Here is a 25170-nt window from a genome sequence, read left to right on the forward strand (position 1 = left end):
AATAGCAAGCGTGGGAGGCCCTGATAAAGCCCTAACGCGGGCCTTCGCCTTCCGGGACCGGCAACGGCAACGGGGCGTCGCTCCAGTGCCCGCCGATGGCCTGGATCAGGGATACCGCCGCCGTCTGCCGGTTCAGGGTTGCGGTGATCGACGCCTGACCGGCGCTGAATGCGGTGGCCTGGGCGGCGATCACATCGGTATAGCCGACGATGCCGGCCAGGTACTGGTTCTGGGTGATCCGCTCGGCGCGGCGAGCCGCGGTCTCGGCGGCGGCGCGCTCGGCGCCCACCTCGGCCAGGATTCGGGCAGCGGCAAGCTGGTCCTCGGTCTGCTGGAAGGCGGTCAGCACAGTCTGGCGGTAGCTGGCAGCCGCCTGTCGCCAGGCCGCGCGCGCCTGATCCACGCGCGCCGACCGGGCGCCCCAGTCGATCAGGGTCTCGGCCGCCTGGACACCCAGCGACCAGACGCTGGCCGATTTGCTGAACAACTCGGCCAGTTGACGGCTGTTGAAACCCACGTCGCCCGACAGGCTGAAGGCCGGGAAAAACGCGGCCCGCTCGATGCCGATCGCGGCATTGGCCGCGGCAACGCGGCGCTCCGCGGCGGCGATATCGGGACGGCGCTCCAGCAGATCGCCGGGCAGCACGCCGGGTACGTCCGGGATGCCGGGCTTCCACGCGACCGGCTCAAGGCTGAAGCTTGATGGCGTCTCGCCGACCAGCACGGCGATGGCGTGTTCGAGAACCGCCCGTTGCCGGCGCTGCTCGGCAGCCTCGGCGCGGGCGTTGCGGAGCTGGGTTTCCGCCTGCACCACGTCCAGCTTGCCGGCGACTCCCGCATTGTAGCGATTGGTGGTGATCTCCAGCCCGCGCGTATAGGCGGCGATGGTGTCGTCGAGCAGGGCGATCTGCGCGTCGACGGCGCGGATCTGCAGATAGTTCAGCGCCAGTTCGCCCTGCGCCGAAAGGGTGGCGCTAGCGAGATCGGCGCGGCTTGCCTCGGCATTGGCGCCGGCCTGCGAGATGCCCGAGCGGATACGCCCCCATACATCCGGCTCCCAGGTTGCGCCGATCGTGGCCGCGTATCGCCTGCCGACGCTGACGCCGCCCTCGCCCGTGCCGGGATCGTCGCGCGTGCCGAACGATCCGGTGCTGGTCGCGCCCGCTTGCAGGTCGACGGTCGGGAATAACCCGGCGCGCTGCTCGCGGACCACGCCGCGGGCCTGCTCATAGGCAGCCAGCGCCGCCGTCAGGTTCTGGTTCGACACCATCACGCGGTGCTCCAGGTCGTCGAGCACCGGATCTTCGAACAGCCGCCACCACGCGCCGCGCGCCACGTCGTCGGCCGGACGGGCGGGGCGCCAGCCCGGCTCCTCCTTGAACGCGGCGGGAACCTCGGTCGCGGGTCGGTGATAGTCGGGCGTCATGTTGCAGCCGGCGAGCAGGGCGGCGGTGACGAGGCTGGCGAGGGGACGGCGGAAGTGGATCATGCGGCACCCTGTTGCGGCGCGGTGTGGGCCAGCAGCGCCTCATGCGGCGACCGGCGGCGGAACCGGTCGAGCGCCAGATAGACGACCGGCGTGGTCAGCAAGGTGATGAACTGGCTGGCGATCAGGCCGCCGATGATGGTGATGCCCAGCGGCTGGCGCAGTTCGGCGCCTTCACCGAAGCCGATGGCCAATGGGAGCGCACCCAGTCCCGCCGCCAGCGTGGTCATCAGGATCGGCCGGAAGCGCAGCAGACATGCCTCGCGCACGGCCTCCAGCGGCGCCATGCCTCGGCTGCGCTCGGCCTCCAGGGCGAAGTCGATGATCATGATGGCGTTCTTCTTCACGATCCCGATCAGCAGGATCAGGCCGATCAGCGCGATCAGGTCGAATTCCTGGCCCAGGAGCATCAGTGCCGCGACCGCGCCGAGCCCCGCCGAGGGCAGCGTCGAGAGCACGGTCAGCGGATGAATGGCGCTTTCGTACAGGATGCCCAGCACGATGTAGATGGCGATAATGGCGAGCACGATCAGCACCGGCGTGGAGGCGGTCGATTGCTGGAACGCCTGGGCCGTGCCCGCAAAGCTGCCGTGGACGCCGTCCGGCATGTTGAGACCTGCTTCCACTTCACGGATCCGTTCCGATGCTTCGCCCAGCGACACGTTGTCGGCGGTGTTGAACGAGACGGTCGATGCCGGAGAGCCGTCCTGATGATTGATCTGCGAGGCAGTGGCGCCCACCGACCAGTGGGCAATCGCCGACAGGGGCGTCATGGTGGTTGGGCTCAAATTGACCGCGGCGCCCGAGGGTGCATCGCGGGCGGTGCCGGTAGCCGAGGTTGGCGTGCTCGCCGAAATACCAGCTGCCTCGGCGCCGGCAGGCGCCTTGGTGGGCAGGTAGACATGTTCGAGCGCCTCGGGCGATCCGGCGAATTCCGGACCGACCCCCATCACCACATGATACTGGTTGAGACCGCTGTAGATGGTCGCCACCTGGCGCTGCCCGAAGGCGTCGTAGAGGATGGCGTCGATGGTGCGCTGGTCGATCCCCAGCCGCGCCGCCTTGTCCTTGTCGACGGTGATGTAAACCTCGGCGCCGGTATCGTTCTGGTCCACATCCACGTCGGTCAGCATGGGCTCTTTCTTCAGCGCGGCGGCCAGCATCTCGCCGGCGGCCTTGAGCTGCTCCAGATCGTCGCCCTTCAGCGTGTACTCGAAACTGCTGTTTCCGCCGCGTCCGCCAATGCGCATGTCCTGCACCGGGTTGAGGAAGATACTGACGCCGGTGACGCGGGACAGCTGGGGGCGCAGCCGGTTGATCACGTCGCGTGTGCCGCCGCGCTCGCTCTTGGGTTTCAGGGTGATGAACATGAAGCCGCCGCCGGCGCGGCGGCCGCCGCTGAACGCGACGACGGTGTCGACCGCCGGATCGTCGTTGATGACCTTCACGATCCGGGTCAGCTTGTCCTGCATGTCCTGGAACGAGATGCTCTGGTCGGCACGGATGCCGCCCATCATGGAGCCGGTGTCCTGCTCGGGAAAGAAGCCCTTGGGCACGGCAACGAACAGATAGGCGTTCAGCAGGACGGCGCCTGCCAGCAGCAGCAGGGTCGCACCCCGATTCACGAGCGCCCAGTCCAGGCTGCGCGCGTACCATCCATGCACCCGGTCGAAGGACCGTTCAGCCCAGGCGCCGATGCGTGAGGGCTTGGGATGGCGCGGCAGGATCATGGCCGCGATCATCGGCGTGGTGGTCAGCGCGATGACCAGCGAGATCATGATCGCCACGCTCATGGTCACAGCGAACTCGCGGAACAGCCGGCCGATGATGCCGCCCATGAACAGCAGCGGAATGAACACAGCGACCAGCGACACGCTGATCGACAGCACGGTGAATCCCACTTCGGAGGCGCCTTTCAGCGCGGCCTCCACCCGGTCCGCGCCCCGTTCCAGATGCCGGCTTATGTTCTCGAGCACCACGATGGCGTCGTCGACCACGAAGCCGGTCGCCACGGTCAGTGCCATCAGCGACAGGTTGTTCAGCGAAAAGCCCAGCAGATACATGACGCCGAGGGTTCCGAGCAGCGAGACGACGACGGCGACCGCGGGAACGAGGGTGGCGCGCAGCGAGCGCAGGAAGATGCTGACGACGGCCACGACCAGCAGGGTGGCGATCACCAGCGTCAACTCCACCTCGTGCAGCGAGGCGCGGATGGTCGTCGTCCGGTCCGACGCGACGGTCAGCTTGATGTCGTCGGGCAAGGCCGCCTGCAGCACCGGCAACTCGGCCTTGATGGAATCGACCGTCTCGATGATGTTGGCGCCGGGCTGGCGGCTGATCACCACGGTCACGGCCTTCTCGCCGTTGAACAGGCCCATGGTGCGGACGTCCTCGGGGCCGTCATAGACCCGCGCCACGTCGCGCAGCCGCACGCTGGCACCATCGCGCCAGGCGATGATCAGGTCGCGGTAATCGGAGGCATTGAGGCCGGGCCGGTTGCCATAGATCTGGAAGGCGCGCTCGCCGTCCTCGATCACGCCCTTGGGCCGATTGGCGTTGCTCGACGTGATCGCCGTCCGCACGTCTTCCAGGCTGATGCCGAACCGGCCAAGGGCGAGTGGATTGAGCTCGATGCGTACGGCCGGCAGCGAACCGCCGCCCAGTTCCACATCGCCGACGCCCTGAATCTGCGACATGCGCTGTTGCACGATGTTGGAGACGACGTCGTAGATCTCGGCCGGCGGCCGGGTTTTCGACGTCAGCGCCAGGATCAGAACCGGCGCATCCGCCGGGTTCATCTTCCGGTAGGTCGGATTGCTGCGCAGCGCGGCGGGCAGGTCGGCGCGGGCGGCGTTGATCGCGGCCTGCACGTCACGGGCGGCGCCGTCCACATCGCGCGACAACTCGAATTGCAGGGTAATGCGCGCCGACCCGGTATTCGACGACGAGGTCATCTCGGTGACGCCGGCAATGGTGCCAAGGCGGCGCTCCAGCGGCGCGGCCACCGTCGAGGCGATGGTCTCGGGACTGGCGCCCGGCATGGATGCCTGCACCCGGATCGTCGGGAAATCCACCTGCGGCAGCGGCGACACCGGCAGCACGAAGAAGGCGGCGATACCGGTCAGCGCCACGCCCACGGTCAGCAGCAGTGTGGCGATGGGGCGGCGGATGAATGGCGAGGACAGGCTCATGCCGCCTGCTCCCGGCGGCGCGCGCGCATCCGCTTGGCAAGGCGCTCGAATGCCAGGTAGATCACCGGCGTGGTGAACAGGGTCAGCGCCTGGCTGACGATCAGCCCGCCGGCGATGGCAAGGCCCAGCGGCTGGCGCAACTCCGATCCCATGCCGCTGCCGAAGATCAGCGGCAAGGCCGCGAACAGGGCGGCGAAGGTCGTCATCATGATCGGCCGGAAGCGAAGATGGGCCGCCTGGCGGATGGCGTCATCGGCGTCCATGCCGTCCACGCGCTGCGCCTCGATGGCGAAGTCGATCATCATGATGGCGTTTTTCTTGACGATGCCGATCAGCAGCACGATGCCGATGATGCCGATCACGCCCAGGTCGTTGCCGGTCAGCATCAACGCCAGCAGCGCGCCGACGCCGGCCGATGGCAACGTCGACAGGATCGTCAGCGGGTGGACAAAGCTTTCGTAAAGCACGCCCAGCACGATGTAGACGGTGACGATGGCCGCCAGGATCAGCCATATCTGGTTAGACAGGGATGCCCGAAACGCGTCGGCGGCGCCCATGAACTGGGTGGTGATCGATTCCGGCATGCCGATCCGCGTCTCGGCCTCGACGATGGCGTCGACGGCCGCGCCCAGCGAGGCGCCCGGCGCCAGGTCGAAACCGATTGTGGCGGCGGGGAACTGGGCCACCCGGGAAATCTGCAGCGGCGCATCGCCGGTGGTGATCGCCGCGAAGGCGGCCAGCGGCACCGAAGCGCCGCCCGCACCCGGCACATACATGCGCTGCAGCGCCTCGGGGCTGGTCAGCATGCCCGGCTGGCTTTCCAGAATCACCCGGTATTGGGTCGACTGGGTGAAGATGGTCGAGATGATGCGCTGGCCGAAGGCGTCGTAGAGCGCGTTGTCGACGTCGGCGGCGCTGATGCCGAGGCGCGACGCGGTGTCGCGGTTGATGGCGACGGTGACGGCGCGTCCCTCGTTCTGCACGTCCGAGACCACGTTGCGGACCGCGTCCACATCCGCCAGTTCGGCAGTCAGTGCCCCGGCCCAGCGGTCAGTCAGATCCTGGTCGGCGCCTTGCAGCGAGAATCGGTACTGGGTCGGACCGCGTTCGGCGTCGATGGTCAGATCCTGCACGGGCCGGACGTAAAGCGTCGCGCCGGCCACCCGGCCGACCCGCTCGCGCAGCCTGTCGATCGTCCGGCTCTGGCTCGTCGTGCGATCGCCCTTGGGTTTCAGGTTGATCAGCATGCGGCCATAATTGAGCGACGGATTCTGGCCGTCGACGCCCACGTTGGAACTCAGGCTGGCCACATCCGGATCGGCGAGAATGGCGTTGGCCGCCTGAGCCTGCAGCCCGGCCATGCGATCGAATGACACGGTCTGCTCGGCCGCGATGACGGCCTGGAGCTGGCCGGTATCCTGTTCGGGAAACAGGCCCTTGGGAATTGCCCAGAACAGCAGGGCGGTCAGCGCCAGCGTGCCGCCGAAGACGACAAGCGTCAGGGTCTGGCGGCCCAGCACCCAATCGAGGCCCGTGCGGTAGCGGTCGGCCAGCCGATCGAACCAGGCGCGGGTCCAGCGGGAAAACCGCGGCATTTTCTGCTGGTCGGCGGGCTTTAGCCAACGCGCCGCCAGCATGGGCACGAGCGTGAGCGCGACCACCGCCGAGATCAGGATGGTGATGGCCAGCGACACCGCGAATTCACGGAACAGCCGGCCCACGACGTCGCCCATGAACAGCAGCGGGATGAGCACCGCGACCAGCGAGACCGTCAGCGAGATGATGGTGAAGCCGATTTGCCGCGCACCATTTATCGCCGCCCTGAAGGGCTTCACGCCCTTTTCCACGTGGCGGGCGATGTTCTCGATCACCACGATGGCATCGTCGACCACGAAACCGCTGGCGATGGTCAGCGCCATCAGGGTCAGGTTGTTGAGACTGAATCCCATCAGGTGCATGGCGGCAAGCGTCCCGACCAGCGAGAGCGGCACCGAGACGCTCGCGATCACCGTTGCCTGCGGACTGCCCAGGAACAGGAAAATGGCCAGGGTCACCAGCGCCACGGCGAACAGCAGCTCGATCTGCACGTCGTGCACCGACGCGCGGATGCCCAGCGTCCGGTCGGTCAGCAGGGTCATGTGCACGTCGGCGGGCAAACTGCGTTCCAGCTCCGGCAGCGCCCGCTTGATGGCATCCACCGTGGCAATGACGTTGGCGCCGGGCTGCCGCTGGACATCGACGATGATGGCCGGTGTCCGGTTCATCCACGCGCCGAGACGGCTGTTCTCGGATCCGTCGACCACATTGGCCACGTCCTTCAGGCGGACCGGCGCGCCGTCCACATAGGCGACGATCACGTTCCGGTATTCCTCGGCCGAGCCGAGCTGGTCGTTGGAATTGATGGACCACGAGCGGGTCGCGCCGTCGAAGCTTCCCTTGGCGCCGCTGCTGTTGGCAGCGGCAATGGACGTGCGCAAGGTCGCCATGGACAGTCCGCGCGCCGCGAGGGCCTGGACATTGGCCTGGATGCGCACGGCGGGGCGCTGGCCGCCGGAAAGCGACACAAAGCCTACCCCGGACACCTGGGCGACCTTGTTCGCGACACGCTGGTCGACCAGGTTCTGGACCTCGGCCAATGTTCGGGTGCCGGAGGTAATGCCCAGGCTCAGGATCGGCGCGTCGGCCGGATTGACCTTGGCGTAGATCGGCGGCGCCGGCAGATCCGAGGGCAGCAGGGTGCCCGCCGCGTTGATGGCGGCCTGTACCTCCTGCTCGGCGATGTCGAGTGTCAGGTCGAGCCCGAATTGCAGGGTGACGACCGAGGCCCCGGCCGAAGACACCGACGACATGCGCTTCAGCCCGGCCATCTGGCCGAACTGGCGCTCCAGCGGGCTGGTGACGGTCACCGCCATCACATCGGGGCTGGCCCCGGGATAGAGGGTGCGGACCTGGATGGTGGGGTAGTCCACTTCGGGCAACGCCGACAGCGGCAGGAAGCGCCATGCGACCAGTCCGGCCAGCAATATGGCCAGCATGAACAGGGTCGTCGCCACAGGCCGCAGAATGAACGGCCGTGACGGGTTCAACCCCTCGCCGGGTGCCGGGCCGAGATCGTCTCCGGGCGTGCTCACGGAGCTTTCCGGTCGCGGCTCCGGGGTTTGCCGCCGTCGTCCCGCCGCGGCCGCTCGCCGGTGTTGCCGTCGGCGCGCCGCTCGCCCGGAAGATTGACGCTGGCGCCGTCGTCGATCCGGTCGGCGCCCTCGGTGATGACCGTGTCGCCGGCCTTGACGCCCGAGGTCACCACGCTCCTGGTGCCGTCGGACGGACCCAGCTCAACCACCTGCAGCCGAGCGGTTTTCTCAGGCGTAAGGATGAAGACGAAGTCGCCTCGGGAGCCGTGACGGACAGCCGTCACGGGCACGGTGACGGCCTGCTTCAGGGTATCGACCCGCAGGGTCACGTTGACGAACTGGTTGGGAAACAGGTTGCCCTCGGCATTGGCGAAGCGCGCCTTGGCCTTGACCGTGCCGGTGGCGATGTCGCTGACATTGTCGAAGGTCAGGAACTGTCCCTTGGCCAGTACCGTGTCGCCATTCTGGTCATGGGCGGTCACCGGCAGCACCGCGCCGTCCCGCAGGCGCGCCTGGACGGCCGGAACCTGATCCTGAGGCAAAGCGAAGGAGACGTCGATCGGCGACGTCTGGGTGATCACCACGATGCCGTTGGCGTCGCCCGGCGTCAGGTAATTGCCGATGTCGGCCTGGCGCAGGCCGACCTTGCCGCTGACCGGCGCCGTGATCGCCGTGTAGGACAGGTTGAGCCTGGCGTTGCCGACCTGGGCGGCATCGGCTTCTACCGTGCCTTCGAGTTGCTTGACGGTTGCCGCCTGGGTGTCGACCTGCTGGGCGGCGATCGAATCCTGCGCCAGCAGGGTCCGGTAGCGTTCCAGGTCGACGCGGGCGGCGTTGAGCTGCGCCCGGTCGCGCGCCAGATTGCCTTCGGCTTCGGAAAGGGCGAGTTGGTAGGGGCGGGGGTCGATCTGCGCCAGACGTTGGCCCTTGGCGACCTGCTGGCCCTCCTCGAACTCGATGGCGAACAGCACGCCTGCGAGTTGCGTGCGGACGGTTGCCTGGACAACGGGCTGTACGGTGCCGATCTGCGACAGCGTCACCGGCATGTCGGCCAGGGCCGCCTCGGCGGTGCCGACGGTCGCGGGTGGCCGTCGGCGTCCCTGGTCACGGCCTGACTCGCCGCCGCCAGCGAACAGCCAGATCGCAAGGGCGGTCAGGATCAGGCCCGCCAGCACCAGAAGGGCGCTTCTCCTCGACCCCGAGAGCCACGTCGAACCTGCTCGATCAGCCAAACCTAAGCCTCATTTCCCGCGATACCCTCAGCCCGCGCACGCGGGAAGTCCAGACTTGAACGCAGCCTGGGGGCTTTTACCTTCGGCCGATTTCAAAAATATGGGACCCAAATGACAGCCGATCGCGCGGTCCGCGCGGCGCGCTGTGGCCAAACGATGTCGAAACGGGCAATGTTCCGTTTCCGCGCGGGGAGGCGCGAACCGATGAAAGCATGGCGGACATATGCCTGGGGCGACATGCGCCTCGACGACGTGCCGGAACCCGTGGTTCGGCCCGGCTGGGTGAAAGCCCGCATCCGCATGGTGCAGCCCAGCATCACCGAGACGCTGCTGTTGCACGGGGCGAAAACCTATGGCTATGCCAAGATAGAAAAAGCCATGGCGGCCGGTCCGGCGCCCGTGTTCGGCCATGAATTCTCGGCCGAAGTGGTCGAGGTGGGTGAGTGCGTCACGACGCTGAAGCCCGGCATGCGCGTTGCCGCGCGCGGGTCCCATCCGGACGGCATCGTCGGCTTCGACTATCCGGGCGCGCTGGCCGAATATGGCGTATTCCCCGAAAGCCTGCTGGCCGCGCTGCCCGATCACGTCAGTGACAGCGAGGGCGCCGCGATCCAGCCGCTGACCGATGCGGTCGCCGCCGTTCACGCCGCCGGCATCAGCCTGGGTGACGTGGTCGTCGTGATCGGCCAGGGTTCCATGGGGCTGGCCTGCCTGCAGGTGGCGGCGACGGCGGGCGCCGGCCTCGTCATCGGCGTCGCGCGCCGCGACGGCGTGCTGGAGATTTCCCGCCAGGTGGGCGCCGACATCACCATCAACACCACCCGCGACGATCCGGTCGCCGCGGTGCGCGACCTGACCGGCGGCAGGGGTGCCGACGTGGTGTTCGAGACGGCGGGCGGCCCGCCCGATCAGGGCCTTGCCGGCAATACGACGCTGATCCAGGCGGCCGAGATGCTGCGCGACAACGGCAAGGTGGTCGGCATCGCGTTCGACGGCGACGCGGCCGTGCTGCCCTATGCCGTGTTCCGCCAGCGCAGCATCCGTTACCTGTTTCCCTCGATGCTGGACCGGCGCATGTTCGAGGCGACGGTCAATCTGGTCGCCTCCGGCCGGGTCGACCTGAAGCCCATGATCACCAAAATCCTGGACGGCATCGACAAGGTGCCGGAGGCATTCGACCTGACTGCCAACAAGGCGCGGCACGGCCTGATCAACCCGGCCCAGGTCATCATTTCAAAGTAAGGGAGCTTGCATGTCGATGAAGGATCGGGCTTACGAACTGCTGCAGTCGACCTATTACGATGGCATCGATTCCGGCGATATGGCCAAGGCCGCCTCGGCATTGCACGAGAACGTGGAATGGTCGCACGCGCAGGTCTGGCCCCATCACGGCTTCATCCACGGCGAACCGTCGACCAATCATGGCCGCGCCGAGGTGCAAACGTTCCTGCAGGCGCGGGTGATGCAACTCGCCGAGGCGCGCATCCGCCACAAGGTGCGCGACATGGTCCTCGAAGGGAACAAGGGCGCCATCCTGGGCTATGTGCGCGGCGAGGACGGCACCGAGCGGCCCTTCATGGTCTGGTTCGAGATCACGGATGACAGAATATCGCGTTATCTGTTGCGGCCGCTCTGAACCGGTCGGGGCGGTGCGCCCCGCAGCCTTTTCAGGGACGCTTCAAGCCTTGGCCGTCAGCGGCTTCACCGCCTGAAGCAGAACCTTGCGCAGGCTTTCCGGCGGCCAGTCGGCGGGATCGAAGCCGGCCTGGACGGCGAGACCGTTGACCATGGTAAGCAGCTCGCGCGCGATCAGGTCGAAGTCCGTGTCCTTGGCCAGCTTGCCGTTGTCGGCCATGGTCCTCAGCACTTTCTCGATGCGCTTGCGGGTATTGAACGCCCGGCCACGTTGCTCGGCCGCGAATTCCGGGTCGCCGATCGCCATGCCCCAGAACGACAGCCACACCTGCCACTCGCGGTGACGCGCCTCGTCAAGCGGCAGCAGCGCCTCGATGGTGCCGATCAGGTCGTCCGGCGCGTGCTCCAGCACCGCATCGACGCGGGCCTGCGCCGCCTGGGCGGCGGCCTGGTAGGTGAACAGCAGAAGCTGGCGCTTGTCGGCGAAATAGTGGCTGACGATGGCGGTGCTGTAGCCCGCCGCCTTGGCCAGTTCACGGACGGTGACACGCTCGACGCCGACCTGGGAAATCAGGCGGGCGGCGACCTCGGCGACTTCCCGCCGGCGGGCATCGTGATCGACTTGACGGGGCATTTGCCTACAACAACCCAGGACAGCGTGTTCTTGTCATCGCCAGCACGAATTAATATGCGCGGGCCAGCTTTGGCCGGTGATACCAGCCAGTAACGCGTATAGCACGGGGATTCGGGAACCGGAAGCTGTCGCCCGCGTGGGGCGGCCCTCCCAGCGGCGCATGGCGTCGGCCGGGTTTTTCGGCTATATCGCCACACGTGAACCTCAGCCGGAACTGAAGGAAATCCTGAACGTGAAGTACCTGATCTTCGCCCTGCCGCTGGCGCTGGGCATCGCTTCGGCGGCGCACGCGGCCGAGCCTGCGAGCTTCTCCAAGGACATTGTGCCGATCCTCAAGACAAGGTGCGTGATGTGCCACCTGACCGGCAGGGAGCCGGGCAACATGAAACTGGTGCCCAAGGTCGCCTATGCCACGCTGGTGGGCGTCAAGGCTACAGAAACCGAGCTCAACCGCGTCGAGCCCGGCAAGCCGGAACAGAGCTATCTGGTGCGTAAACTGGAAGGCACCCATGTGGCGGCCGGCGGCACCGGCGAACGCATGCCCGTGGGCGGCGCGCCGCTGTCGCCCGAGCAAATGGCGACGCTTCGCGCCTGGATCGAGCAGGGCGCGCCGGACAATTGACGCCGCCGGTCCAATTTCGCACGCACGCCGTGCGCGGCGCCTGCCCGGCTGATCGACGCAATTTCATTGCCCTCTCGCAACGGCAGGATGACAATCGTCGTAACTCAGGCCGTGGCCGCGCCTGCATCGGCGCATGGCCGCATTGACCGTTTCGGGTGCTCCATGATCGAACTCAACATCAATGGCACGGCGCGCAGCGTCGATGCCGATCCGTCCACGCCCCTGCTCTGGGCGCTGCGCGACACGCTGAAGATGACCGGCACCAAGTTCGGCTGCGGCATCGCCCAGTGCGGCGCCTGCACGGTGCTCGTTGACGGCATGGCGGTGCGCTCCTGCCAGCAGCCCATCGAGGGACTGGTCGGCAGCGAGATCACCACCATCGAGGGCGCCAGCGGACCGGTGGCCGAGGCATTGCACGCCGCCTGGATCGAGCACCAGGTGCCGCAATGCGGCTATTGCCAATCCGGCCAGTTGATGTCGGCGACGGCGCTGTTGACCGACACGCCGACACCGACCGATGCGGATATCGACGCCGCCATGTCCGGCAACATCTGCCGCTGCGCCACCTATATGCGTATCCGCGCCGCGATCCATGCCGCTTCCGAAAAGCTGGGAGCGGCCTGATGAACGCGATCACCACCACACGGCGCGGCATGCTGGCGCTGTGCGTCGGCGCGGGCACCGGCCTTGTCCTGGGCTTTCGCGTTCTTGAAGCCGCGGCGAAGGATGCCGTCGCAGCCAGCGCTGCCGCAGAGTTCAATCCGTTCGTGCGCATCGACGGCGCCGGCACGGTGACCGTCATCGTCAAGCATCTCGACAAGGGCCAGGGATCGGCCACCGGACTCGCCTCGCTGGTGGCCGAGGAACTGAACGCCCGGCCCGAGCAGGTTGTGGTCGAGTTCGCCCCCTCGGATTCCCGCTACAAGAATCTGCTGTTCGGCATGCAGGGCACCGGCGGCTCCAGTTCCATGGCCAATTCCTTCGACCAGTACCGCGAGGCGGGCGCCGCCGCGCGGCAGATGCTGGCCGAGGCCGCCGCCGCCGCCTGGAAGGTGCCGGCTGGCGAGGTGACGATCGAGGCGGGTGAACTGCGCCATGCGTCCGGCAAGCGCGCCGGGCTTGGTGCGTTCGCCGAAGCGGCTGGCAAGCTGCCGGTGCCGCCGACGGTCACGCTCAAGAAACCCGAGGACTGGATCTATATCGGCAAGTCGTTCCCCCGTGTCGACGCCAAGTCCAAGTCGGAAGGGTCGGTGAATCTGTTCGCCATGGACCTGCACCTGGACGGCATGCTGGTCGCCGTCACCGCACGGCCGCCAAAATGGGGCGCCACCCTGCGCAAGGTCGATTCGTCCGCGGCCAAGGAAGCACCCGGCGTGGTCGGTGTGCTCGAGGTGCCGCAGGGCGTCGTGGTGCTGGCCAGCACCACCTGGCAGGCGATCAAGGGGCGGGAGCTGCTTAAGCTCGACTGGGATGAAAGCGCTGCAGAAACGCGCTCGAGCGACGCAATCTTCACGGAATATCGGGCGCTTGCCGACACGCCGGGCGTCCGCGTCCGCGACACGGGCGACGCCGCCAAGGGGCTGAAGGATGCCGCCAGGGTCGTGGAGGCAACCTACGAGTTTCCCTATCTGGCCCATGCGCCCATGGAGCCCATCAACGTGACCGTGCTGTATGACGGCACATCGGCCAAATTCTGGTCCGGGTCGCAGTTCCAGGCGGTGGACCACATGGTGGCGGCCAAGACGCTGGGCCTGCCGGCTGAAAAGATTGCCATCGTGACCATGTGGGCCGGCGGCTCGTTCGGCCGCCGGGCGATCCACAACGCTCACTATTTCGCGGAGGCGGCGACCATCGCCAAGGCTTGGGGCAAGCCCCAGCCGATCAAGCTGGTCTACACCCGCGAGGACGACATCAGGGGCGGATATTACCGCCCCGCCTTCGTGCACAAGGCGCGCGTCGGCCTCGATGCCAAGGGCAACATCCTGGGCTGGGAGCACAGGATCGTCGGTCAGTCGATCCTGAAGGGCACGGCGTTCGAAGCCATGGGCATGAAGAACGGCATCGACGACACCTCCATCGAGGGCATCTCCGACATGGCCTATGCCAATGCCGGCATGCAGGTGGACCTGCATACCACCGACGTGAAGGTGCCGGTGCTGTGGTGGCGCTCGGTCGGCCACACCCACACCGCCTATGTGATGGAGACCATGATCGACGAACTGGCGACGGCAGCCGGGATCGATCCGGTCGCGTACCGGCTGCGGCTGATGAAGGGCGAGCCGCGCAAGGTCGCCGTGCTCAAGCTGGCGGCCGAAAAGGCCGGCTGGGCGAAGCCTGCGCCGGAGGGCCGCTTCCGGGGTGTCGCCGTGCACCATTCCTTCGGCACCTATGTGGCCGAGATCGCTGAAGTCAGCGTCAACAACGGCAAGATCAAGGTCGAGAAAGTGGTCTGCGCCGTCGATTGCGGCGTGCCGGTCAATCCCGACAACATCGCCGCCCAGATGGAAGGCGGCATCGGCTTTGGATTGGGCGCCATCCTGCATGACGCGATCACGCTCAAGGACGGCGCCGTCGAACAGGGCAATTTCGACGGCTACAAGTCGCTGCGCATCACCGAGATGCCGGCCATCGAGGTCCATGTGGTGCCATCGACCGAGAAGCCCTCAGGCGTGGGCGAGCCCGGCGTGCCGCCCATCGGCCCCGCCGTCGCCAACGCGGTGTTCAAGGCCACCGGCAAGCGGGTGCGCGAGTTGCCCTTCGCCCGGTCGGACCTGGTCTGACATTTTCGGCGAACCGCCTACCGCGCCGGTACAATCCTGAAGTAGGCTCTCTGTTCCACGGGAGAGGAGAGACTTCATGAAATTGCGTCCGCTGGGACGGACAGGTGTTCGCGTGCCGCCGCTGTGCCTGGGCACCATGACATTCGGCATGCAATGCGACGAGGCAACCTCGTTCGCCATCATGGACAAGGCATACGAATCCGGCATCGACTTCTTCGACACCGCCGACGGCTATCCGCTGGGCGGCGGCGCGGAGCGCGCCGGCCGCACCGAGGAGATCATCGGGCGGTGGATGAAGGAGCGCGGCGTGCGCGACCGCATCTTCCTCGCCACCAAGTGCCGTGCGCCCATGGGACCGACCGTCAACGATTCCGGCCTGTCGCGTTTCAATATCCAGCGGGCGGTCGAGAACAGCCTGCGCCGGCTGCAGACCGATGTGATCGACCTGTACCAGGCCCATTCGCTGGACCAGTTCACGCCCGCCGACGAGACCCTGCGCGCGTTCGACGATCTGGTGCGCAGCGGCAAGGTCCGCTACATCGGCTGCTCCAACTATCCGGCGTGGCGGCTGGCCGAGGCGCTGCACACCAGCGAGCGCCTGGGGCTCGAGGCCTACCGGACGCTGCAGCCGCGGTACAACATGCTGTTTCGCGAGATCGAGACCGAGGTGCTGCCGTTGTGCCGCGACAAGGAACTGGGCGTCATCGTCTACAATCCCATCGCCGGCGGCATGCTGTCGGGCCGCTACCGGCGCGGCCAGGAGGTTGATCCCGGCACCCGCTTCGATTTGCCCGTCGCCGGCCAGACCTATCAGCAGCGGTACTGGCACGACAGGCATCTCGAGGCGGTCGAGGGTCTGACCGAATCCGCCCGCGACGCCGGGCACGAGATGGCGTCGATCGCCGTGGCCTGGGTGCTGTGCCAGCCGGGCATCACCTCGGCGATCATCGGCGCCAGCCGGCCCGAGCATCTTGACGCGACCCGCAAGGGCGCCGACCTGAACCTGGGCGACGAACTCGCCGCCGCCTGCGACGCGGTGTGGTGGAAGCTGCCGCGCGTTCCCGTGCATGAAGGATACAGATGATGACCATCGACCCGAAAAGCTGGATCGACCTCTCGGGCAAGGTCGCCCATGTGACCGGCGGCGCCATGGGCATCGGCCAGGGCATCGCCCGGGCGCTTGCCGCCGCTGGCGCCAGGGTCGCCGTGAGTGACGTGGACGGCGACGGCGCGCGGCGCACGGCCGAGGAGATCGGCGGCCATGCCATCACCCTCGACGTCAGCGACCGCGCCGCGTTCGAGGCGGCGCTCGACGAGACGGGCGCCAGGCTGGGCGGGCTCGACATCCTGGTCAACAACGCCGGCGTCTATACCGGCTTCGGCGGCCCGGTGCGCGGCATCACCGACGAGATGTGGCGCACCCTGTGGTCGATCAACGTCGACGGCGTGTTCTACGGTTGCCGGGCCGCGGCGCGGATGATGATCGACCAGGGCAGGGGCGGGCGGATCATCAACCTGGCCTCGACCCAGTCGATCTCGCCCGGCGTCGGCGTCACCTATGACGGATCGAAGGGCGCGGTGCTGCAGATCACCCGCGCGCTGGCGCTGGAGCTGGCGCCGCACAAGATCAACGTCAACGCGCTGGCGCCCGGGCCGACCTGGACGCGGTCGCCCGACGCGCCGCCGATCACCGGCCATGCGCCGGAGCCGACCGGCGATCCGCTGGCCGACACGGTGGCGAGCCGCATCGCGCGCCTGCCGCTGGGCCATTGGGCCGATCCCATGGAACTGGGCAAGGCGGCGGTGTTCCTGTCGGGCCCGATGAGCGATTTCGTCACCGGCATCTACCTGCCGGTCGACGGCGGCTGGCTGGTGCTGTAGCCCACCGGATTCGCGACCCCATTGATGTAAAACGCGTGTATTACTATCCTCCGCATGCGCATTCGCCGGCGTACTGGCCGGCAGGGGAGGATGAATGACACAGGACCGGGATTTCGACGTCATCGTGGTGGGCGGCGGCGGTGCCGGCATGTCGGCGGCGATCATGGCCGCGGACGCGGGCGCGTCGGTGCTGCTGATCGAGGCGGACGCCAGGCTCGGTGGCTCGACCGCCTTGTCGGGCGGTGTCTATTACGCCGCTGGCACCAGCGTGCAGCGCGCCAAGGGCATCGAGGGCGACAGTGCCGAGCTGATGTTCGAATACTACATGACCCTGAACCAGTACCGGGTCGAGGCGTCTCTGGCGCGGACAATCTGCGACAACGCCACGCCGGGCCTGGACTGGCTGATGTCCATGGGCGTCGAGTTCCACCCGGAAGACCTCTATTCGTCGGGCGTGGAAAGCTTCGAGCGTGGCCATCACGCCCACGGCAACGGCGCGGCGATCGCCGCCGCCCTCGACCGCGAGGTCAGCAAGCGTCTCATCGACGTGGCGCTGAAGACCCGCGTCCAGACGCTGCTGATCGACGATGCCACCGGCCGCGTCGTCGGCGTCCATGCCGGCGGGCAGGACGTGCGCGCCGGCGCCGTGGTGCTCACCACCGGCGGCTTCGGCGCCAACCCGCATTTCCTGCACAAATACTATCCGGAAGCCGCCGCACAGGGCGACTGGGCCTGGTATATCGGCAACAGGAACTGTGTCGGCGACGGCCTGCTGCTGGGCCAGCAGGCCGGCGCCGACATCGTCGGCCACAACCGGGGCCTGCTGCTGACCACGCCGAATTTCCGCAAGGAGCTGGAGGTGTTCGTGCCGGGCTGGCTGGTCTATGTGAACAGGGAAGGCCGCCGCTTCGTCAAGGAAACCGCCGAATACGCGGTGATGTCCGGCGTGGTGAAGGCGCAGACCGGCGGCTCGTGCTTCGCCATCTTCGACGACGTCGCAAAGCGCGAGGCCAAGCCGCTGGCGAAATACGCCGATGCGTTCGCCTCGGGCGCGCTGCCGCTCAACTGGGTGGCCGACGAGCTGGAGGCGCAGGTCAAGACCGGCAAGGTCATCAAGGCCGACACGCTGGACGAACTGGCGATAAGGTGCGGCATCCGTCCCGGCTCGCTGAATGCGACGGTCGAGACCTACAACGCCGACACGGACGCCGGCCTCGACAGCATGTTCTTCAAGGACCCGGCCGACATGAAGCCCATCCGCACCGGTCCGTTCTATGCCGTCGAGGTACGGCCGGCCATCGTCTGCCTCACCTCGACCGGCGTTCGGATCAACGCGTCGGCGCAGGCCCTCGATGAGCTCGACAGGCCGATCCGCGGCCTGTTCGCGGGCGGCGAGACCACCGGCGGCGTGCTGGGCGAGCGCTATATCGGCGGCGGCAACTCCATCGCCAACGCCATCGTCTTCGGCCGCATCGCCGGCCGGAGCGCGGCTACCGAGGCCAGGCGCAACGCCTAATTGATAGGATCGCCTCGAGCAGCAATAGGCCGACGAGGTTGGCTAGCCGTCGTATCTGGCGCGTCCTTTAGGCCGCAGGTTATCGGCGAACAGTTGAGCGGAAAGAAATAATCATTAGGCTAATTAAAATGGCCATAATTAATCTCATTATGCAAGATATAGCATAAAGAGCCGGTTCTGTGTTGGCGGCAGCAAGTCCTTGCAGGCTTAATATTGATAAGTAATTGGACGCGGCTCCGGATAATAAAGTCACGGCCGATTTGGTGCTAGTTGCTGCGTCTGCCAAAAAGTAGGTAATGAAGTATAATACGAATAGGTCAGAGCTTACTCGCACAGACTGTTTTATATCTGTGCCGTAGCCGCAAATGACGCCGTAAAAATGCACAAAGAAGAGAGTAACGCGCTCTCCACGGTCATTTAATATTATCTCCTTTGATTGCATTTCGCCTATCCGGAAATCGTTTGATGTAATGAAGTCTCCATTGTTTTCATAGCTACGGCGAATCTCTCTGTATGTATGTTCAAGCACCGGAGCATAGGATTCTCTAAATGTTATATCTGTCTTGAAAGGCTCTGTTGCCCATATTTCCTGAAATAATCCAGATCGGTTTTTAATTTTTGGCCACAAGACATTGATCATGTTGCATCCGATCAGATTGGTGCCGGATAGATAGCATTTCCTAAAGTCTACCATATTAAACGATACCTTTTCTGGTTCTACAAAATTGACATTCTCAATATGAGATTCACCCATGAATAAATAATTGACCTCTGTAGGTGGATTATTGCCAGAAGTGGACATATAAACCTGCCTAAATCCGCGGAACTTAGCTGACTTATAAAATATTGAGGAATTTAGGTTAATGCCGCTTTCAGATTTTCCGCCGAGTTGCCAATCATCACGTGCGACGATTTTTGACATATTTACGTAGCCAGAAAATATTATTGAATTAGATTCCACTTTACCTTCAAATGTGCTTTCCTGAAGTTCAACAAATCCGCGAAATCTTGTGCCCGACAAGGACAGTCTCCGTTGGAATTTTGCGCGCTTGAGGTCAATATTTCCGCAGAATTCCACTTGAGTAATATTTGCATTAGTGAATATGGAATCTGATAAATCAATATCAAAATCAAATTTCTGGTGCGATATATCTAAATCGGGGAAATTAAAACCTCTCCAATTTCCATCCTTTTTGGAAACTAATACCTGAAAGTGTCGCAGAAATTTCTTAGGATCTGCTGTTGTATCGTGAAACACGCATCTATTGGAATTTTTTTGTGCAAAGTGCTTGCACTGTACGCCTTGCCAATCGGTATATCCACACAACATTAAAGCCCCCACGATTATCAAGGCCAGCATATTGACCTGAGAGTCAACATCCTAGCGGTCTAGATAGTCCGCCTTAGGCACAGCTTGAAAGGTTTGCGGAAAAGAAGGCTGATGGCTACTGCATTCAGTGCTACTAACGCCGCTCGGACGAGAGGCGGATGAGCATCTGGGGCACATTGGTGGGCGGGGCGGCGGGTCTGGTGCTGGGCGGGCCGCTCGGCGCGCTGCTGGGCGCGCTCGGCGGCTACGCGGCCGTCAAGAGCGGCAACGGCGCCGACGAGTCCGCGGGCGGCACTCGCAGCATCAGCTTCACCATCGGCGTCATCGCGCTGGGCGCCAAGATGGCGAAGGCTGACGGCGCGGTAACCCTCGACGAGGTGGCCGCGTTCCGCGAGGTCTTCCATGTGCCGGATGACGAGCTGAAGAATGTCTCGCGGCTGTTCGACCGGGCCAAGCGCGAGGCGACCGGCTTCGAGCCTTATGCACAGCAGCTGGCCCGGCTTTTCCGCGATAACAAGACCGTGCTGGAAGAGTTGCTCGATGCGCTGTTCCACATCGCCAAGGCCGACAACGTCATTCATCCGGCCGAGGACGAGTTCCTGTTCCAGGTGGCGCACATCTTCGGCTTCGACCGCAACGAATTCGACCGCATCCGCGCCGGCCATGTCGGCGCGGGCGACGCCGATCCTTACCGCGTCCTGGGCATCGCGCGCACGGCGGCGGACGAGACGGTCAAATCGCGCTACCGCCAATTGGTGCGCGAGCACCATCCGGACTCGCTGGTGGCGCAGGGGCTGCCGCAGGAATTCATCGACCTGGCCAACGAGAAGCTGGCCGCCATCAACGACGCCTGGGACCGGATTCGCAAGCATCGGGGCCTATCCCATTGACCGTCCGGCATTTTGCGCTGGCCGTCCTCGTCACGCTGGTGTGGGGCTTCAACGTCGTGGTCACCAAATGGGGCGTCGATATGATGCCGCCGGTGTTCTTCGCCGGCATGCGGTTCTTTATCGTGGCCATCCTGCTGGTGCCGTTCCTCAAGCCGGTGAAGGGCCAGATGCGGCGCGTCGTCGCCATCGGCCTCACCTCGGGCGCGCTGCATTTCGGGCTGATCCTGGTGGGCTATTCCCTGACCGCCCATGCCGCGCCGGTTGCCGTCGCAATCCAGTTCAACATTCCGTTCATGGTGCTGCTCGCGGTGATTTTTCTGGGCGAGAAAGTGGGGCCGTGGCGGATCGCCGGCATGACCGTCGCATTCGGCGGCATCCTGCTGCTGGGCTTCGATCCTGTAGCGTTCGACACGCCGGTGGCGCTGATCCTGTGCTGCGTCGGCTCGTGCTTCTTCGCCGTGTCGGTGATCCTGATGCGCGGCCTGAAGGGCGTCCATCCCATGCAGGTCCAGGCATGGATCGCCGCGGTCAGCTTTCCGGCGCTGTTCGCGGTGTCGGCCGTGACCGAGAGCGGCCAGATACCGCATCTGCTGGCTTCCGGCTGGGAAGGCGCCGCCGCCGTCGCCTATACCGGCATCGGCGCCTCGATCATCGGCCATGGCGGCATGTTCTATCTGCTGCAGCGCTATCCGGTGACCACCATGGTGCCGTTCATGATTGCGCCGCCCATGCTCGGCATGTTCTTCAGTATCTGGATCAATGGCGACCCGGTAACGACGAAACTGGCCATCGGCGGCTTGATGACCTTCTCCGGTGTCGCCATTATCCAAATCCGCGAGGCGCTCAAGGCCCGCGCCATGCGCACAATGGGGAGTACCACATGATTACCGACCGGCAGTCGCCGAACTTTTCCGCCCGTCCGCCGGGATTCGACATCGATCTTCTTGTCCTGCACTACACCGGCATGGGCACGGCGAAGGACGCCATCGACCGGCTATGCGATCCCGAAGCCAAGGTCAGCGCCCACTACCTGATCGACGAGGATGGCACGGTCCACCAGCTTGTCACCGAGGACAAGACCGCTTGGCATGCCGGCCAGTCCTGCTGGGAGGGCAAGATCGGCATCAATCAGCGCTCGGTCGGCATCGAGTTGGTCAATCCAGGCCACGAGAACGGCTACCGGGATTTCCCCGAGGCACAGTTGGCCGCGCTGGAGGAGCTTTCGCTGCAGATCCTGTCGCGTCATCCCATGCCCAGGCGGCAGGTGCTGGGACATTCCGATATCGCGCCCATGCGCAAGGACGATCCGGGCGAGCTGTTCCCGTGGGAGCGCTTCGCGAAGAAGGGGATCGGCCTGTGGCCGCAGCACACCGATATGGAGCCGGTTCCGGCGCAGATCCGCGACGTGCAGACCGCGCTGCGCTCGATCGGCTATTGCATCCCGGTGGATGGCCAGGACTCGCCGGTCTATCGGGCGATCCTCAAGGCGTTCCAGCGCCACTGGCGGCCCAAGAAGGTCGACGGCAGTGCCGACAAGGACACGCGCCAACTGATCGCCGCCGTCCAGGTGGCCGTGCAGGCCGACATAGCCGCCAGCCCGCCCAAGGGCGATGCCTGCGATCACTGAGTTGCTGGGCCGGGCTGTTCCGCTGCGTCCTGCCGGCAGGGCAGAGCGTTACTTCCCGGCTTTCAGATCCTCGGCCGAACGCTTGGCGTTGGCCGTATCGGGCGGAATGCTGCCGGTCGGTTCGTAGACAGGACGGTTGTCGTATTTCTTGATCGCGTCCTTCTTCTTCTGTTCCTTGGTCCTGCTTTCGCCGCCACCGAAGGGGTTCAGCTTGTTGAGGGTTTCACAGCCGCCGAGCATCAGGGACGCCCCGAGTGCCAGAAGAATTGCCGATTTCGCAGGGCTAATTTTGGTCATTACCGCCGAGTCCAGGAAAGGGCGGCCATCTTCCGCAAAAGGCCCTGGCCTTGCAAGGGCTTCTTGACCGGTGCGGCGGCGCGGCCCATGTTCGTCCCGCCAGATGGCCGGATGGCCGCCGCCTGCAGGGTAACCGGCAGGGGGAGGAAAGTCCGGGCTCCACGGAAATACGGTGCCGGGTAACGCCCGGCGGGGGCGACCCCAGGGAAAGTGCCACAGAAAGCAAACCGCCCGCCGTTCGCGGCAGGTAAGGGTGAAAGGGTGCGGTAAGAGCGCACCGCGGACCTGGCAACAGGGACGGCACGGTAAACCCCACCGGGAGCAAGACCGAATAGGGGCGGCACATGCAGCGTTTCCGACGCGCCGCCCGGGTAGGTTGCACGAGCGTGCCGGCAACGGTACGCCTAGAGGAATGGTCATCACCCGTTCGCGGGTACAGAACCCGGCTTACAGGCCATCTGGCGCTTCATCCAATCTGCCGTAGTATCGTCGTCGCAACTCCGGGGAGAGACCGATGACCGTGGAACCATTCAAGGTCGCCATACCCGACGCCAGGCTGGACGACCTGAAGCGCCGGTTGCGCGACATCAACTGGCCGCATGACATGGCCAACGACGACTGGCGCTACGGCGCCAACGGCGACTACATGCGCGAACTGGTGGACTACTGGCTGAACGGCTATGACTGGCGGGCGCAGGAAGCCGCCATCAACAGCTTCAGCCATTACCGGACCGACGTGGACGGCATTCCGCTGCACTTCGTCCGCGAGCCGGGCAAGGGGCCGAACCCGATCCCGCTGGTCATGACCCATGGCTGGCCGTGGACCTTCTGGGACTACAACGAGCTGATCCGGCCGCTGGCCGATCCGGCGTCCCATGGCGGCGACCCGAAGGATGCCTTCGAGGTCATCGTCATGTCCATGCCGGGCTTCGGTTTCTCGTCGCCGCTGATGCGCGCCGGCATGAACGCCTGGCGCGCCGCCGACCCGATCCACAAGCTGATGACGGAAAAGCTCGGCTTCGAGCGCTACGGCGCCCAGGGCGGCGACTGGGGCGCGACGACCACGGCCCAGCTGGGTCACAAATATCCGGACAGCGTCATCGGCATTCACCTCACCAGCACGCCGCGCCTGACCCATTGGGGGAACCAGCGGCCCTGGGATGTGACCGGCGGCAAGCTGGTGCCCGACGATCTGCCGCCCGAGACCCGCGCCAAGCTGCTCGACATCCAGCGCCGCATCGCCAGTCATGTGGCGGTGCACATGCTCGATCCCCAGACCCTGGCCTATGCGCTGCACGATTCGCCGGTTGGCCTGCTCGCCTGGCTGGTCGAGCGCCGCCGCGCCTGGAGCGCCAATGATGGCGACGTGGAGCAGGCGTTTACCCGCGATTTCCTGCTGACCACGACGTCGCTTTACTGGTTCACCGATACGTTCGTCACCTCGGCCAGGCTCTATGCCGAGGCCGGCAAGGACCCGTGGCAACCCTCCCATTCGGGAACGCCTCTGGTGAACGTGCCGACCGGCCTGACCTATATGGAGCATGATGTAGGCCGCAGCCTGTCGACCGAGGCAGAGCAACAGTTCGACGTGCGCTATCGCAAGGAACATCCCATGGGGGGCCATTTTGCCGCCGCCGAGGAGCCCGAAGCCGTGGTCGAGGATATCAGGGCCACGTTCAGGCCGCTGCGCTGAGGAGATGATGATGAGCACCACCGAACCTGTATTGCGGCGCGCCGACTCGCCCGAGGGCGTCACCACCTTGACCATGAACCGAGGCCCGGCGCGCAACGCGCTCAGCATCGAGTTGATGGGCGCCATCATGGATGCGCTCTCGGCCATCGCCGAGGACGAAACCGTTCGCGTTCTGGTCATCGCCGGCGCCGGGCCGGCGTTCTGCGCCGGCCACGACCTGCGCGAGCTCCGGTCGCACGACAACGACCCGGATTTCATCCGCCTGACCTTTGAAAGCTGCGCCCAGCTGATGCAGGCGATCGTCGCGCTGCCCCAGCCGGTGATCGCCCGCGTTCATGGCGTGGCGACGGCGGCGGGCGCCCAGCTCGTCGCCTCCTGCGACCTGGCCGTGGCCGCCGACGATTCCCGTTTCGCCACGCCGGGCGTCAATATCGGTCTGTTCTGCTCCACGCCCATGGTGGCGCTGTCGCGCAACGTGGCGCCCAAGCATGCCATGGACATGCTGTTGACCGGCGACATGATTCCGGCCAGTCGCGCTTACGAAATCGGCTTGGTCAACCGCTTGGTGCCGGCTGCCGAGCTGGAGGTTGCCACCGAGAAGCTGGCGGCCCAGCTTGCCGCGAAATCGGCGAAAGTACTGCGTTTCGGCAAGCAGGGTTTTTACCACCAGTTGCCGTTGAACCTTGCCGATGCCTATGCGTTAGCAGCCGAGGCGATGATCGAGAATATGAGTTTCGATGACGCCGCCGAAGGCATCGGCGCATTCGTGGAGAAGCGCCACCCGCACTGGAAGGACAGCTGATGGCGTTCACCAACCCGGCCGACGACGTGGTCGCCGGCATCCTCAGGAACACCAGGACCATCGCGGTGATCGGCGCCGGCACCGACCGGTTCAGGCCGGTCTATGGCGTCATGAGCTTCCTGATTTCCCATGGCTATGACGTCTATCCGGTCAATCCCACCGCGGCGGGCGAGGTGGTGCAGGGCAAGACCATCCTTGCCGACATGGGCGATATTCCGGTGCCCATCGACATGGTGGACTGCTTCCGACGCTCGGCGTTCATCCCGCCGGTGGTCGAGCGCGCCATCGAGGTGGGCGCCAAGTCGGTGTGGATGCAGCTTGGCGTGGTCAACGAGGATGCCGCGGCCAGGGCTCGCGGCGCGGGACTCGAGGTGGTGATGGACCGCTGTCCGGTCATCGAGTGGAGCCGGCTCGGCCTGTAGA

21 protein-coding genes and 1 other RNA gene are annotated in these 25170 nt (G+C 65.4%); 15 read left to right on the top strand and 7 right to left on the bottom strand.

The features are described from left to right. Window positions 1–31: 31 nt before the first annotated feature. Genes WJU21_RS14300 through WJU21_RS14315 form a run of 4 tightly spaced genes read right to left on the bottom strand, consistent with a single transcriptional unit; the run spans window position 32 to window position 8983 of the window. Window positions 32–1489: an efflux transporter outer membrane subunit gene (locus WJU21_RS14300; RefSeq protein WP_346324129.1), complete on the bottom strand. Its 1458-nt coding sequence runs from the start codon at window positions 1487–1489 to the stop codon at window positions 32–34. Next, complete coding sequence (locus WJU21_RS14305) at window positions 1486–4677, bottom strand: efflux RND transporter permease subunit (RefSeq protein ID WP_346324130.1); 3192 nt, start codon at window positions 4675–4677, stop codon at window positions 1486–1488. Before WJU21_RS14305 ends, WJU21_RS14300 begins: the two co-directional genes overlap by 4 nt. Next, window positions 4674–7763, bottom strand: coding sequence for an efflux RND transporter permease subunit (locus tag WJU21_RS14310; RefSeq protein ID WP_346324453.1), 3090 nt, complete (start codon window positions 7761–7763; stop codon window positions 4674–4676). Before WJU21_RS14310 ends, WJU21_RS14305 begins: the two co-directional genes overlap by 4 nt. A gap of 41 nt (window positions 7764–7804) precedes the next feature. Further along, the gene (locus WJU21_RS14315) at window positions 7805–8983 is read right to left on the bottom strand and encodes an efflux RND transporter periplasmic adaptor subunit (protein ID WP_346324131.1); all 1179 of its coding nucleotides are present in this window, start codon (window positions 8981–8983) and stop codon (window positions 7805–7807) included. Window positions 8984–9244: 261 nt separating this feature from the next. Here WJU21_RS14315 and WJU21_RS14320 point away from each other — a divergent pair, with 261 nt between their 5' ends. Together WJU21_RS14320 and WJU21_RS14325 are read left to right on the top strand one after the other, a co-directional pair. Further along, a complete protein-coding gene (locus WJU21_RS14320) occupies window positions 9245–10282 on the top strand; it encodes a zinc-binding dehydrogenase (protein WP_346324132.1) in 1038 nt (345 codons plus the stop codon). Window positions 10283–10292: 10 nt separating this feature from the next. Then, window positions 10293–10676, top strand: coding sequence for a nuclear transport factor 2 family protein (locus tag WJU21_RS14325; RefSeq protein ID WP_346324133.1), 384 nt, complete (start codon window positions 10293–10295; stop codon window positions 10674–10676). Between the two features lie 42 nt (window positions 10677–10718). Here the strand turns inward: WJU21_RS14325 and WJU21_RS14330 are convergent, their stop codons facing one another. Then, window positions 10719–11309, bottom strand: a complete 591-nt coding sequence (locus tag WJU21_RS14330; protein WP_346324134.1) for a TetR/AcrR family transcriptional regulator — start codon at window positions 11307–11309, stop codon at window positions 10719–10721. A 136-nt stretch (window positions 11310–11445) separates the two neighbouring features. On the opposite strand from WJU21_RS14330, the gene WJU21_RS14335 reads away from it, so the two are divergent. The 6 genes from WJU21_RS14335 (at window position 11446) to WJU21_RS14360 (ending at window position 18108) form a co-directional block, all read left to right on the top strand. Continuing rightward, window positions 11446–11931 (top strand): hypothetical protein, encoded by a 486-nt coding sequence (locus tag WJU21_RS14335; protein WP_346324135.1) that lies wholly within the window; start codon window positions 11446–11448, stop codon window positions 11929–11931. Between the two features lie 162 nt (window positions 11932–12093). Further along, entirely contained in the window at window positions 12094–12555 is a 462-nt protein-coding gene (locus WJU21_RS14340) for a (2Fe-2S)-binding protein (RefSeq protein WP_346324136.1), read from the top strand. Beyond that, window positions 12555–14711: a xanthine dehydrogenase family protein molybdopterin-binding subunit gene (locus tag WJU21_RS14345; RefSeq protein WP_346324137.1), complete on the top strand. Its 2157-nt coding sequence runs from the start codon at window positions 12555–12557 to the stop codon at window positions 14709–14711. Before WJU21_RS14340 ends, WJU21_RS14345 begins: the two co-directional genes overlap by 1 nt. 76 nt (window positions 14712–14787) lie before the next feature. Next, on the top strand, window positions 14788–15795 hold the full coding sequence (locus WJU21_RS14350) for an aldo/keto reductase (protein ID WP_346324138.1): 1008 nt from the start codon (window positions 14788–14790) through the stop codon (window positions 15793–15795). Beyond that, a complete protein-coding gene (locus tag WJU21_RS14355; RefSeq protein ID WP_346324139.1) occupies window positions 15795–16592 on the top strand; it encodes an SDR family oxidoreductase in 798 nt (265 codons plus the stop codon). The genes WJU21_RS14350 and WJU21_RS14355 overlap by 1 nt, the downstream gene beginning before the upstream one ends. Before the next feature lie 94 nt (window positions 16593–16686). Continuing rightward, window positions 16687–18108 (top strand): FAD-dependent oxidoreductase, encoded by a 1422-nt coding sequence (locus tag WJU21_RS14360; protein WP_346324140.1) that lies wholly within the window; start codon window positions 16687–16689, stop codon window positions 18106–18108. A 79-nt stretch (window positions 18109–18187) separates the two neighbouring features. Here the strand turns inward: WJU21_RS14360 and WJU21_RS14365 are convergent, their stop codons facing one another. Continuing rightward, a complete protein-coding gene (locus WJU21_RS14365) occupies window positions 18188–19468 on the bottom strand; it encodes a pentapeptide repeat-containing protein (protein WP_346324141.1) in 1281 nt (426 codons plus the stop codon). Window positions 19469–19596: 128 nt separating this feature from the next. Between WJU21_RS14365 and WJU21_RS14370 the strand changes: the two genes are divergently transcribed. Genes WJU21_RS14370 through WJU21_RS14380 form a run of 3 tightly spaced genes read left to right on the top strand, consistent with a single transcriptional unit; the run spans window position 19597 to window position 21955 of the window. Beyond that, window positions 19597–20328, top strand: a complete 732-nt coding sequence (locus tag WJU21_RS14370) for a DnaJ family molecular chaperone (RefSeq protein ID WP_346324142.1) — start codon at window positions 19597–19599, stop codon at window positions 20326–20328. Further along, the gene (locus WJU21_RS14375; RefSeq protein ID WP_346324143.1) at window positions 20325–21212 is read left to right on the top strand and encodes a DMT family transporter; all 888 of its coding nucleotides are present in this window, start codon (window positions 20325–20327) and stop codon (window positions 21210–21212) included. Before WJU21_RS14370 ends, WJU21_RS14375 begins: the two co-directional genes overlap by 4 nt. Next, a complete protein-coding gene (locus WJU21_RS14380) occupies window positions 21209–21955 on the top strand; it encodes an N-acetylmuramoyl-L-alanine amidase (RefSeq protein WP_346324144.1) in 747 nt (248 codons plus the stop codon). Before WJU21_RS14375 ends, WJU21_RS14380 begins: the two co-directional genes overlap by 4 nt. 48 nt (window positions 21956–22003) lie before the next feature. Here WJU21_RS14380 and WJU21_RS14385 read toward each other — a convergent pair whose 3' ends face one another. After that, entirely contained in the window at window positions 22004–22195 is a 192-nt protein-coding gene (locus WJU21_RS14385) for a hypothetical protein (RefSeq protein WP_346324145.1), read from the bottom strand. 156 nt (window positions 22196–22351) lie between these two features. On the opposite strand from WJU21_RS14385, the gene rnpB reads away from it, so the two are divergent. From rnpB to WJU21_RS14405, 4 genes are all read left to right on the top strand, one after another. Further along, window positions 22352–22718: RNase P RNA component class A (gene rnpB / locus WJU21_RS14390), an RNA gene on the top strand. A gap of 48 nt (window positions 22719–22766) precedes the next feature. Continuing rightward, window positions 22767–23945, top strand: a complete 1179-nt coding sequence (locus tag WJU21_RS14395) for an epoxide hydrolase (RefSeq protein WP_346324146.1) — start codon at window positions 22767–22769, stop codon at window positions 23943–23945. Between the two features lie 10 nt (window positions 23946–23955). Further along, on the top strand, window positions 23956–24747 hold the full coding sequence (locus WJU21_RS14400) for an enoyl-CoA hydratase (RefSeq protein WP_346324147.1): 792 nt from the start codon (window positions 23956–23958) through the stop codon (window positions 24745–24747). Beyond that, on the top strand, window positions 24747–25169 hold the full coding sequence (locus tag WJU21_RS14405) for a CoA-binding protein (protein ID WP_346324148.1): 423 nt from the start codon (window positions 24747–24749) through the stop codon (window positions 25167–25169). The genes WJU21_RS14400 and WJU21_RS14405 overlap by 1 nt, the downstream gene beginning before the upstream one ends. The last annotated feature ends 1 nt before the right edge of the window (window position 25170 follow it).

This window comes from Emcibacter sp. SYSU 3D8 (genome assembly GCF_039655875.1).
Taxonomy (GTDB): Bacteria; Pseudomonadota; Alphaproteobacteria; order SMXS01; family SMXS01; genus RI-34.